Origin of the sequence: Thiocystis minor (genome assembly GCF_016653465.1) — a bacterium.
Lineage (GTDB): Bacteria > Pseudomonadota > Gammaproteobacteria > Chromatiales > Chromatiaceae > Chromatium > Chromatium minus.
In genome coordinates this window covers 47,941-60,088 of record NZ_NHSQ01000159.1, presented here as the reverse complement: position 1 = coordinate 60,088, position 12,148 = coordinate 47,941, and the positions used below count along the sequence as shown (strand labels likewise).

Genomic DNA, 12,148 nt, shown 5'->3' with positions numbered 1-12,148 from the left:
CACGCCATTTACGTCTTAAGCCGATCTTTTGATCGGCCGGAAAACATGCGATCCTACGGCGGTCTCGGCCCATATCCCCCGACCCACCCCAAGAAAGTGTGTCTGATCCAAATGGCACACACTCTAAAACTGGCTAGAATTTATCGACACCATGATGCGCCCTCAGTTTGCATTGCTGTTTAGCGTTGGAATCCTTGTCAGCGCAGCAAACCGTCACAGCGGGATAGCACACGCCGAGGGGACGCTGCCCGCTCCGGCGAGTCCCCCATCACAAGCGCAGAATCTACCCCTTGATGAGTTACGGACATTCGCCGATGTCTTCGGCAGGATTAAAGCGGACTATGTCGAAGAGGCGGAAGACAAGTCCTTGATCGAAAATGCTATTCGTGGAATGCTCGCCGGACTCGATCCTCACTCCGCCTACCTTAACGACGAGGAATACCGCGACTTGCAAGTCGGAACCAGCGGAGAATTCGGCGGTCTCGGCATTGAGGTTGGCTTGGAAGACGGCTTCGTCAAGGTGATCGCCCCCATTGACGACACACCCGCCCACCGGGCTGGCGTACAGGCGGGAGACACGATCATCCGTATCGATGACAAGCCAGTGAAAGGTTTGAGTCTGAACGATGCGGTTAAATTGATGCGCGGGGAGCCCGGAACCAAAATCCAACTCACAATTTTGCGTGGACCAGATCAAAAACCCTTCGAGCTGACCATCGAGCGCGCGGTGATCCAGGTCGCGAGCGTCAAAAGCCGAACGCTCGAACCGGGTTTTGGTTACGTGCGACTCGCGAATTTCCAGGGCCCCACGACCGAGGACATGCTGAAGGCCATCGAGGAATTGAAGCGCGCGAACGACGGCGTCCTGAATGGACTGGTACTGGATCTGCGCAATAATCCTGGCGGAGTCCTGAACGGCGCGGTGGGGGTCAGCGATGCCTTTTTAACGGGCGGTCTGATCGTCTATACCCAAGGACGCGTTAAAGACAGCAAAATGCAGTTCAAGGCTGGTCCCGACGATGTCCTGGCAGGCGCGCCCATCATCGTACTCGTCAACGGCGGTAGTGCATCTGCCTCCGAGATTGTCGCCGGCGCCCTGCAGGATAACAAGCGCGCCGTCATTATGGGCACCCAAACCTTCGGTAAGGGCTCGGTCCAGACGATCGTTCCGATCGACGACACCAGCGCGCTCAAACTGACGACAGCGCGCTACTACACGCCATCGGGGCGTTCGATTCAAGCCCAAGGCATCACGCCGGACATCAAGCTCGAACGCGGCGAATTCAAACCGCTCACCGAACAGGATATGAGCGCACTGAAAGAAGCGGATCTGATTCGTCACCTCGGTCAGGAAACGCCAGCGGATCAAGCCAAGGAAAAAACCGCAAAGTCGCCGCTTGTCGCCGAGGATTTCCAACTGGCGGAGGCGTTGAATGTGCTCAAGGGATTGAATATCCTCGGACGGTCTGTCAATCAGTAAACTCTTGTCGGAGACAAAACATGCCCCGGGTACTGGTTCCCCTCGCGCAAGGTTGTGAAGAGCTGGAGGCCGTGACCATCATCGACCTGCTGCGTCGCGCCGACATCGACGTGGTCACGGCCAGTCTGCAGGATGGCCCCGTGACCGCCAGTCGCGGTACGGTGCTGCTGGCCGATACCACGCTTGACGCCGTCCTGGACGAGGGCTTCGAAATGATCGTGCTGCCCGGTGGACTGCCCGGCGCCGACCATCTGGAAAAGGATGAGCGGGTCATCGCCCTGTTGCGCCGTCAGCAGTCCGCCGGGCGCTATACGGCGGCGATCTGCGCCGCCCCCAAGGTACTGGCGCGCGCCGGTCTGCTCGATGACAAGACGGCGACCTGCTATCCGGGATCGGTGAACGCGAACGCTTATCCGCGCGTCCAGTTCGTCGATACACCCGTGGTAGCGGACGGGCTGGTGGTGACGAGTCGCGGTCCGGGAACCGCCATGGATTTTGCACTACAACTGATCGAGTTGCTGCGGGGCCGCGACTGTCGCGATCAAGTGGACAACGCCCTGGTCAGAGCTGCCGTATGAACCGATACGGCGGTGCTTTTGTCACCCGAACCGCCCGCTGCGAACCCGTTTTGCTTTTCGATCCATCCCGTCGGCTTCGCTCGGGACGGGCGCGATGAATCCTGAGCGGCCAATGCTTGTCCTCGACGGCATGGCGCTGCCGACTCTGGCCGCCGCGCCCATCGCCTCGTTGTTCTTTAGTGCGCTCGTCGCTGGCTGGCTCGCATCTGGCGCGACGGCTGGCCGTGGCCCCATGGATCTGCCGAACCACCGCTCGCTCCACAGTACCCCGGTGCCCCGCACCGGCGGCCTGGCGGTCTTGTCGAGCGTGCTCGTGCCACTGTTCATACTGGCAGGACTGGGTATTTACGCACTTGAATACGCCTGGCTGTGCGCGGCACTGGCACTTGTGGCCACCATTTCGTTTCTCGACGATCTGGGCGATGTGTCACCCTGGATGAGACTCCTGACCCATTTGTCGGGGGCACTGCTCCTGATCGCTGGCGGCTTGCACTGGGCGGTTCTCGACTTGCCAGGAATCATGCTGACCCTACCCGCGCTGGTGGGCGGCGGCCTGACCCTCCTTTACATTATCTGGATGATCAATCTCTATAATTTCATGGACGGCATGGATGGTTTCGCTGGCGGCATGGCGGTCTTCGGTTTCGCGGCACTGGCGATTCTGGGCTGGTCAGGCGGCGAGCCGCTGTTCGGTCTCGTCGCCACCTGTATCGCCGCCGCCGCCGCAGGATTTCTGCTCGTAAATTATCCGCCGGCACGCATTTTTCTTGGCGACGCAGGCTCCTCAAGCCTCGGCTTGCTGGCCGCTGGTCTATCGCTCTGGGGCGTCCAGCTCGGCCTGTTTCCACTCTGGACCGCCTGGCTTGCCTTCTCGCCTTTCATCGTCGACGCAACCTGGACGCTTCTGGCCAGACTGATGCGGCATGAGCACATCTGGGAGCCGCACCGCTCCCATCACTACCAGCGCCTGGTTCTCGCTGGCTGGGGTCATCGCAAAACCCTGCTGCGTGGTTATCTGCTCATGGCGGCCGCGGCCGCCTGCGCAGTTGCATCGCCCCGATTGCAAGTGCACGAGCAATGGTTATTGCTCGGGGCCTGGACGACCATCTATATCCTGATTCACATCAAGGTGGGGCTGATCGAGCGCACTTCGACTCCGCTCAGCGCAAGAGCTACGACTCCGCACAACCCAAGGTCGACACCGAATCGCCCATGAATCCGATGATCGACCGGCTGCGATCCCGGATCGCGGTCTTTGCCCATGACCTGTTGACCATCCCGGCAAGCTGGTTCCTGGCCTATTGGCTGCGCTTCAATCTCGATCGGATTGCGCCGGATTTCGTCCGGTGAGGCACGCTTGCAAGGGTTCACTCAACTGCCTGATCCTGAACGCACCAAGGGAAAGACCCTGATGCAAGACGACACCACCATCGACGAAGCCCCCGTCATCCGCGCGTTGCGCGACGATCCAGGCGATGCCTCTCTCGACGAGACATCGCACGTAACTCATGACATCAGTCCCGAGGCAGGCGTGGTCGCCTCGCTCCAGGCGCAGGGTAAACTGACGCCCGGCGATCTCGCGCGGGCGCGGCGCCTGGCCGAGGATGGCGGCGACAATTTGCTGCCGATGCTGGTGCGTCTGGGCTTGATCTCGGAGCGTGACATGGCCCGGACCATGTCCGAGGTACTGCAACTGCCACTCGCGGACGCCACGACCTTTCCAAGCGAGCCAGTGCGCGAAGACCTTTTTTCATTACGCTTCCTCAAGGACTCCCGCGTACTGCCACTGGCCGACGATGAGCGGCACATCGAGGTCGCGCTGGCCAACCCTATCGACGGCTTTGTCATTGCGGCAATCCAGATGGCGGCGGGCAAAGCGGTGCAAGCCTCGGTGGCCCTGCCGACCGAGATCGAGGCCGCGATCGAGCGTCTCTATGAAAAGGTCGAGGAGACGCCCACGGATCCGGATGCCGACTTCGGCGATTTCGATGAAGAAGACATCGAACATCTCAAGGATCTGGCCAGCGAGGCGCCGGTCATCCGCATGGTCAATCAGCTCATTCAGAAAGCGGTGGAATCGCGCGCCTCGGACATCCACATCGAACCGTTCGCCGACGCATTAAAGGTACGCTATCGGGTTGACGGCATCCTGAAAGAGGTCGACGCGCCGCCCGTGCGCTCCACCGCCGCCGTCATCTCGCGGGTCAAGATCATGGCCAAGCTCAATATCGCCGAACGCCGTCTGCCCCAGGACGGACGCATCCCGATCCGCATCCAGGGCAAGGAGCTCGATCTGCGCGTCTCGACGGTGCCGACCATGTTCGGCGAGAGCGTGGTGATGCGTCTGCTCGACAAGGAAAGCGTGCGCTTCGATCTTGACGCGCTCGGGTTCGATGGCTCGCCGCGCGAACGTCTCCGGGTGATTCTGGAGCAGCCTTACGGCATCCTGCTGGTGACCGGACCGACCGGTTCGGGCAAAAGCACCACCCTCTATACCGCGCTCAGCCGTCTCAACACCGAGGAACGCAAGATCATCACGGTTGAGGATCCGGTCGAGTACCAGTTGCCGGGCATCAACCAGATCCAGGTCAAGGCGGCGATCGGCATGACCTTCTCCGGCGCGCTGCGCGCCATCGTCCGGCAGGATCCCGACATCATCATGGTCGGCGAAATGCGCGACCTGGAGACCGCGCGGATCGCGGTGCAGTCGGCGTTGACCGGACATGTCGTGCTCTCCACCCTGCACACCAACGATGCCGCCAGCGGCGTCACCCGTCTGCTGGACATGGGCGTCGAGGATTATCTGCTCACCTCCACCATCAATGGCATCCTCGCCCAGCGTCTGGTGCGCCGGCTCTGTCCGCACTGTCGGGCGTCCTATCGCGCACTCCCCGAGCTGGCCGAGCGCTTCGCCCATATGGCTGGCGTCTCCAATGACATCGATCTGCATCGAGCGGTTGGCTGCGAGGCTTGCAACGGCACCGGTTATCGTGGCCGTCTGGTCATCACCGAGGTCTTGATGATGACGGATCAGATCCGCAAGGCGGTGCTCGGCCACGCCACCGCAACCGAGATCCGGCGGATTGCCGTCGACGAGGGGATGGAAACCATGTACCAGGATGGGCTGCGTAAAGCGCTCGATGGCCGCACGACCATCGAAGAAGTCCTGCGCGTGGCCGAGGACAACTAAACCTCAGCTTGCCGATCACTGACGGTGAGACAGGATTCATTCAAAAGATCGCAGATCACTCCGGACGCGGTTGCAATGCCAAAATTTTTCTATAAGGCCGTCAAACTCGATGGCGAGTACCTCGAGGGCGAGCTTGAGGCCACGGACGAGGCGGACGTGATGCGTCGGCTGCAAAAGGATGGGTTGATCCTGATCCAGGCCCGCACATCCAAAAGCCTGTTTACCCAGCTGAGACGTGCGCGGCGGCGGCGGCTGAGCCAAAAAGAGATCGGTATTCTAACCCGTGAGCTGGCAACGCTCCTGGAAGCAGGCATGACCCTGGACCGCTCGCTGCAGATTCTGGTGGATCTCACCGAGCAGGAACACCTGGTCTACGTCCTTTCGGACCTTCAGGAACGGGTGCGTGGAGGGTCCACCTTTTCCAGCGCGTTGGATGTCCAGGACGGTCAGTTTCCGCGGCTCTATGTCAACATGGTCAAGGCTGGCGAGGCGAGCGGAGCACTGGATCAGGTGCTCGATCGTCTGGCCGATTATCTGGAGCGGGTCGCCGAACTGCGCCAGACCGTCACCTCCGCTCTGGTTTACCCCGCCATTCTGCTGTTCGTCGCCGCGCTCTCGGTCATCATGCTGCTGGTGTTCGTGGTCCCGCAGTTCACGGTGCTGTTCGAGGACATGGGCGAGGCTCTGCCGTTGCCGACACAAATCGTGGTCGCGGCGGGCGATCTGTTTCGAAACTATTGGTGGGCCATGCTGTGTGCGATCGCCTTGATCGCGGTGGTTCTTGAACGCTGGATGCAAAATCCCGTGGTTCGCGAGCGGTTCGATCACAAGGTACTTGACCTACCCCTGTTTGGCGATCTGATCTGGAAAATGGAGACCGCCCGGCTCTGCCACACATTGTCGACATTGCTGAAAAACGGCCTGCCGCTGCTCAACGCACTCACGCTGGCCCGGGAGGTAGTGTCCAATCGCAAACTGTCCGGCCTGCTGAACGAAGCGGGCGACGACCTCAAACATGGCCGGGGGCTTGCCGGGCCACTGGTGCGACTTCAGGCGCTGCCGGATCTGGCGCTCCAGATGATCCGCGTCGGCGAGGAGTCGGGTAGTCTGGACGCCATGCTGGCCAAGGTGGCAAACATCTATGATCGGGAGACTCGAACCAGCGTTCAGAGTATGCTTACCATGCTGGAGCCGATGCTGATCATCGGACTTGGAGTGATCGTAGCCGGCATCATCATGTCCATTCTGATGGCCATATTGGGGGCCAACGAGCTGGTCTTTTGACTGGCCCGCATCCACTCTTGGCCACTCCACCCTTGCGTCCTAAAATACCCGCGCACAATCATTCAAACCAAGCACGGGAATCGAGGTATCCAGATGCATTCAATCAACTCCAGACGTCGCCGCGGCTTCACACTGGTCGAACTGCTCGTCGTGCTCGCCATCCTCGGGCTGCTCGCCGGTCTGGTTGGCCCACAGGTGATGAAGTTTCTCGGCAGTTCCAAGACCAAGACGGCCAAGCTTCAGATCGAAGACCTTGCGGCGACGCTCGATCTGTATCGGCTGGAACTCGGCTATTATCCCACTGACATCAAGGCACTGGTCGAAAAGCCTGGCGACGTGCCGAACTGGAATGGACCGTATCTGAAAAAAGGCGACATCCCGAAAGATCCCTGGGGCTTTGAATATCAATACCGCTATCCAGGAGAAAACGGCAGTTTCGACATCTGGTCCCTCGGTGCCGACAATCGAGATGGCGGCGAAGGCGAGAACGCCGATATCCGCAACTGGGAATAGCGCGTCGAATCGCTAGCGTTTATCCAAAGCCAGGTCGCAGGGCGCCGCGCAACCCATCAGCTCCATGTCAGTCAATACACCTGCCATCGCGTTTTCACGCACCCGGCACTCTGGCTTCACCATCGTCGAACTGCTGGTGGTGCTCGCCATCGCCGCACTCATGATGACGGCAGTTCCATCACTGTTTTCGGCCTCATTTCCAGGACTTGAAATGAAGTCGGCAGCACGCCGTACCGCCGCCACCCTGCGACTGGCGAGGGAATCGGCCATTCGCCAGGGAACCGATACCGAGCTGCTGATCGACGTGGAAGCGCGCCGACTCGATCTCCAAGGCTATCGCAGTTTCACTTTTCCCTCGCGGCTGACGGTCAAATTGGAGACGGCCAGCCGCGAGATGCTGGACGATCAGCGCGGTGTCATCCGCTTTTTCTCGGATGGAAGCTCGACCGGCGGGCGCATCATCGTGGAAAATCAGGGGCATGGCTATCAGATCGGGGTGATCTGGCTGACTGGACGGATCGAGCTGGGCCCCTGGGAGGCACCTTGAACATCCACCGTCAGCGTGGCTTCTCGCTACTGGAGGTCTTGGTGGCGTTCGCGATCCTGGCCATCACGCTGGGCGCGCTCATGGAAATCTTTTCCCGCGCGAGCCTGGCCACCATCGTTTCGTCCCGGTACAGTCAAGCGGCATCGCTTGTCGAGTCAAAGCTCGCCGCTGTCGGTGTCGAGGTTCCATTAGAGGAAGGCGCTTTTTCGGGCGAAACCGAGGACGGCTTCGCTTGGGAGGTGACCATGACACCGTTCGAGTTCACGGAGGGAGTCATCACCTCTGGACTTCACTTAGGGCAATTGGAGTTGCCGTCCACTCCGTACCGCGTGAATGCGACCGCTCTCTGGCAGGATACCGGTCAAGTTCGCCGCTTGACCGTCTCCACCCTGCGTCTCGGCGAACGGGACGATAGGTCACTCGTCGAATGATTCGCTCAGCGCGGCAAGCGAAACAGATCCACGGCTTCACCCTGGTCGAGCTTTTGATTGCCTTGGCCATGATCAGCCTGATTACTCTACTGCTGTTTTCGGGACTCCGCCTCGGCTCGCGCACCTGGGAAAGCATCAATGCCTCCGCCGAGCAAGTTGGCGCACTCCGTCTCGCGCATGGCTTTTTGAGCCGCACCCTGAGTCAGGCCCGGTTCGTGACCACCACCATCGATGCCGAATCGGTCGTGATTTTCGGCGGAGATGCGCAACAGATCGAATTTACCGCACCCTTGTCGCAACATGTCGGCGTTTCCGGCCTCTATATTCTCCGTCTGACGCTTGAAGACCAAGGGGACGATCACGCACTCATCCTGACGCGCTGGCTGTTGCACCCGGAGATCCTGGAGGGCGGCGACGAGTTCCCACCCTGGGAGCCACTGGAAAAAGACCAGACCATGTCGATGAACGACCTTCCATCCGAAATGGATGCCGCCGATGGGGCCTTCGGTCGGACCCTATTGGTTGAAAAGATCGATGCTTTCGACATCGCCTACTATGGCGTTCGCGATGAAGAGACGGACCCCGACTGGCATCCGGACTGGTTCGATCAATCGAGTTTACCGATCAAAATACGCATCCGTCTGACCACGATCTCCCGAGCATGGCCCGATCTCGTCATCGCCCTTCCAGCACAACCAAGCTGATGCCTCACCCGACTCGCCAACGCGGCATTGCCTTGATGCTGGTCATGTGGGTACTGACCCTGCTCACGGTCATGGCGGTCAGCATGACCGCCGTCCAGCGCACCGAAATCGCACTGACCGACAATCATGTCGCGGAAACCCGTTTCCGAGTCTTGAGCGATGCCGCGATCGCGTATACGGCCTTACAGTTCATGTCCCTCGACTCCGCTCCGGACGAATCGCCGTCGCCCGCAGATGACGAAGAGGCGAAAATGTCGGTTTGGCGGCCGAATGGCTCGCCGCGAATCTGGCATTTCGCAGGCGCGGAAATGACGATCTCGGTGTTTAATGAGCTGTCCCGGATCAATCTGAATCAGGCCGAGCCGGCACTGCTTGCCACCCTGCTGGAGGTGCTTCAGGTACCCGAGGATCAAGCGGAACCGCTGGCGGCAGCCATCGTCGACTGGCGCGACGAGGACGATCTCGTGCTGCTCAACGGCGCGGAAGATGGCGACTATCAAAACGCGGGGATCGCTTTCGGCGCCAAGGATGAACCCTTTATCGCCATCGAAGAATTACGACAGGTTTTCGGGATGACCCAGGATGTCTACCGGCGGCTGGCTCCAGAGGTCACCCTCGCAGGCGAGGGAGAAAGCCTGGTCATCGAGTTTGCTTCCCCTGCCGTCCTTGCCGCGACTCAGGGGCTCTCGCTGGAGGATGCCCAACTTCAGATTGCCGAGCGGGATTCGACGACCGTTCCCGGTGCGCAAGGACCGCTCACACTGGATCGTGGCGGACCGCTCTATCGCATCCAGGTGACCGAACAATTGAGCGGACAACCGGGACGTCGTATGGAAGCGCTGATGGAACTGATGCCTGGTCAGCAACCGCCTTATCTGGTTCACTGGCGGCGTTTCGGACTCGATTCCAAAGCCTCATCCGCTCCGCCCTTAGAGTCAGAGAATGGTTAAACCGAGTCGACCTGAACGATCCTGTATGCTGGCGAACCTGGCGGATCGCTCGCAACGGCGCAGTACACATTAGGTGCGGTTTCGATCATCGCGAACGCTCACGAGCCATCGCCAAAACCCTGTTCAAGTTCTGTTTGGAGCCGCATTCCGCTCATGACGCTCACTGATCGTTTGAACCGCCTTTTCCAGGGTCTGCCCCGAACGGGACCAGCCACCCCCGAAGGGCTCCAGGATCTCCTGGAGCGGCTTGCGGTTTGCCTGCCGACGTTCGTCAGGCAAGCTCTCGCGCATCGCAATCGGCGTCTGATTGTCGAGGTCGATGCCGCGACGGGGCATTTATTTCTAGCGACCGGCCAGGAACAAGAGGCCATCGGAGAATTCGATCTCAACGCCACCACGCCCTTGCCTGGCGTTGTCGATGAACGGGGTAGGGAACATGAACATACGACGGTCCTTTTGCTGCCCCAAGATGCCATTCTGACCAGAACCGTCTCGTTTCCCGCTCAGGTGCGAAGCAATCTGCATCAGGTACTGCAACACGAACTGGATCGTCTCTCGCCCTTTCAGGCACAGGAAGTCGTCTTCGATTACACGCTTCAGCCCGGCTCCAAACAAGCCAGCCGCGTAACCCTCGACCTGGTGCTTTGTCGACGTGATCGTCTTGAGGGCTGGATCAAACGCATGGCCGATGCAGGCTCGCCGATTGATCGGATCAGTTGGCGGGGCGCCTGGCCACGCGCCAATCTGCTGCCATTGCAGGAGCGTCCAAGCCGTCGCAAACATGCATTCGGCATGAACGGTGTATTGGCCATCATGGCGTTTCTGTTGGCCCTGAGCATTCTACTGACCCCGGTGTGGCAAAAGAACCGCATCGCCCAGGCATTGGAGACGGAGGTGCGCAACACCCGTGCCCAAGCCGTTGCCGTCGATGAATTGCGTCAGGAGCTGGAACAGGCCCGCCGGGGCAGCACCGCGGTTCTCCAACAAAAGTGGGATCAGCCGCCAATTCTGAAAATGCTGCGCGAACTGACTGACCGTCTCCCAGATGACACCTGGATTCAGAGTTTTGAATACAACCAGGGTCAGGTCGATCTGCGCGGCGAATCGGGACAGGCAACGGCCCTGATCGCCATCCTCGAACAGGCACCCGGAATTGATGGCGTTACGTTTAAGTCCCCAGTCACGCAAATCGCCCGCACCGGCGGGGAACGCTTCAATATTTCATTCCGTTTTACCAATCAGGGGGAAGATTGATGCCAAATCCTTCTCCAAGGATCTTCTGCGCACTCGTCTGGATGCTCGTGGTCATGGTTCCGCTGACGCTCCTCGCGGGCATCATGATTCCATGGGCGAACAAGCTCGCGAGTCTGGACCAGCGCATTGCCACCAGCGAAGAACAACTGACCCGCTATCGGCGGTTGGTGCAAACGCTACCCAGTCTAAACGCTGAATTGGAACGCGTGCGGAAGAATGAAGCCTTTAAAGAATTTTATTTCAAGGCGCCAACACCCTCGCTCGCCGGAGCCCAACTCCAAAGCCAGGTTCAGGAAATCGTGGTGGCCGCCAAGGGCCGGTTAGTCAGTACCCAGCTGCTTCCGGAAGACAAAAACCAGGATCCGCCAATTGTGCGTGTTCGCACCCAGATTCAGGGCACGACCGAGGCGCTGCTCGATGTACTGCTTCAGCTCGAGCAAGCCCGTCCCTTCCTTTTCGTGGAGCAGATATCGGTTCGTTCCTCGGCGCGCCCGCAGCTTCCAACGCAGAATGCGAATGGCCGGATCATGCGTCGCGCACCGACGAATCCGGCCGGAGAATTGACGGTCAGGCTGGATATTTTTGGCTTTGCGCTCGCCGGAGGTGACACTTGACGAAGATTCTGCCTGGCATGCTCACATTAGCGCTGCTAGCGCTCCTAATCCTGCAGTGGAAAGATTGGCCTCCACCTCTCTCGAGTGCCGGCCTTGATGAGACATCGGCCGCGGACGAAGGCACGACAGGAAAACCGGGACAGGATCCTCTGGCCAACTTAAAACCACCCGACGACAGAGACAATTTCGCGAGTATCATCGAGCGTCCGCTGTTCCGGCCTGACCGAAAACCCGAACCGCCCCCGGATGAATCACCGCCGGCAACGGCTGATCCAGGGACGAGCGTTGAATTGGATACCCTGGATTTAAGTGCCGTGATGCTCACGCCGATGATCGTATCCGCTTGGGTAAAGGATCCCAATCAACCAAACCTGCGGCGTCTGCGCATCGGTGACGATCTCGAAGGGTGGTCTGTCCGCGACATTCTAGAGGACCGTGTCCTATTGGAGCGACAGGGTGAAGAGTATGCGCTAATATTGCGCGACTATAGCAAAGCAACCCCGACAGCACCGACGCCGATCCCGCGGCGCCCATCCAGGGCACCAGCACGCGCGGAACCCCCAGTCATTGATCGATAGCTCGTGATGCGGCGACCGTCCAATA

Annotated in this window: 14 protein-coding genes; all 14 read left to right on the top strand. The window is 59.8% G+C overall.

Annotated features, from left to right (window positions below; genetic code table 11):
• The first annotated feature begins 151 nt into the window (after positions 1-151).
• The 14 genes from CCR95_RS21870 (at position 152) to CCR95_RS21805 (ending at position 12,123) form a co-directional block, all read left to right on the top strand.
• Positions 152-1,480, top strand: coding sequence for a S41 family peptidase (locus CCR95_RS21870; protein ID WP_201098448.1), 1,329 nt, complete (start codon positions 152-154; stop codon positions 1,478-1,480).
• A gap of 20 nt (positions 1,481-1,500) precedes the next feature.
• The gene (locus CCR95_RS21865; RefSeq protein WP_201098446.1) at positions 1,501-2,058 is read left to right on the top strand and encodes a DJ-1 family glyoxalase III; all 558 of its coding nucleotides are present in this window, start codon (positions 1,501-1,503) and stop codon (positions 2,056-2,058) included.
• 112 nt (positions 2,059-2,170) lie between these two features.
• Complete coding sequence (locus CCR95_RS21860) at positions 2,171-3,274, top strand: MraY family glycosyltransferase (protein ID WP_242523417.1); 1,104 nt, start codon at positions 2,171-2,173, stop codon at positions 3,272-3,274.
• Positions 3,271-3,408 (top strand): hypothetical protein, encoded by a 138-nt coding sequence (locus CCR95_RS21855; protein ID WP_201098494.1) that lies wholly within the window; start codon positions 3,271-3,273, stop codon positions 3,406-3,408. Before CCR95_RS21860 ends, CCR95_RS21855 begins: the two co-directional genes overlap by 4 nt.
• A 61-nt stretch (positions 3,409-3,469) precedes the next feature.
• Positions 3,470-5,248 (top strand): type II secretion system ATPase GspE, encoded by a 1,779-nt coding sequence (gspE, locus tag CCR95_RS21850; protein WP_201098444.1) that lies wholly within the window; start codon positions 3,470-3,472, stop codon positions 5,246-5,248.
• A 75-nt stretch (positions 5,249-5,323) separates the two neighbouring features.
• A complete protein-coding gene (locus CCR95_RS21845; protein ID WP_201098442.1) occupies positions 5,324-6,532 on the top strand; it encodes a type II secretion system F family protein in 1,209 nt (402 codons plus the stop codon).
• A gap of 93 nt (positions 6,533-6,625) precedes the next feature.
• Complete coding sequence (gene gspG, locus CCR95_RS21840; protein WP_201098440.1) at positions 6,626-7,045, top strand: type II secretion system major pseudopilin GspG; 420 nt, start codon at positions 6,626-6,628, stop codon at positions 7,043-7,045.
• Positions 7,046-7,109: 64 nt separating this feature from the next.
• Entirely contained in the window at positions 7,110-7,592 is a 483-nt protein-coding gene (locus CCR95_RS21835; RefSeq protein ID WP_201098438.1) for a GspH/FimT family pseudopilin, read from the top strand.
• Complete coding sequence (locus CCR95_RS21830; protein WP_201098436.1) at positions 7,589-8,023, top strand: type IV pilus modification PilV family protein; 435 nt, start codon at positions 7,589-7,591, stop codon at positions 8,021-8,023. The genes CCR95_RS21835 and CCR95_RS21830 overlap by 4 nt, the downstream gene beginning before the upstream one ends.
• Entirely contained in the window at positions 8,020-8,727 is a 708-nt protein-coding gene (locus tag CCR95_RS21825; RefSeq protein WP_201098434.1) for a prepilin-type N-terminal cleavage/methylation domain-containing protein, read from the top strand. The genes CCR95_RS21830 and CCR95_RS21825 overlap by 4 nt, the downstream gene beginning before the upstream one ends.
• Entirely contained in the window at positions 8,727-9,677 is a 951-nt protein-coding gene (locus CCR95_RS21820) for a type II secretion system minor pseudopilin (RefSeq protein WP_201098432.1), read from the top strand. The genes CCR95_RS21825 and CCR95_RS21820 overlap by 1 nt, the downstream gene beginning before the upstream one ends.
• A 153-nt stretch (positions 9,678-9,830) precedes the next feature.
• Positions 9,831-10,931 (top strand): PilN domain-containing protein, encoded by a 1,101-nt coding sequence (locus CCR95_RS21815; protein ID WP_201098430.1) that lies wholly within the window; start codon positions 9,831-9,833, stop codon positions 10,929-10,931.
• On the top strand, positions 10,931-11,545 hold the full coding sequence (gene gspM / locus CCR95_RS21810; protein WP_201098485.1) for a type II secretion system protein GspM: 615 nt from the start codon (positions 10,931-10,933) through the stop codon (positions 11,543-11,545). Before CCR95_RS21815 ends, gspM begins: the two co-directional genes overlap by 1 nt.
• Positions 11,542-12,123 (top strand): hypothetical protein, encoded by a 582-nt coding sequence (locus CCR95_RS21805; protein WP_201098428.1) that lies wholly within the window; start codon positions 11,542-11,544, stop codon positions 12,121-12,123. Before gspM ends, CCR95_RS21805 begins: the two co-directional genes overlap by 4 nt.
• Positions 12,124-12,148 lie beyond the last annotated feature (25 nt).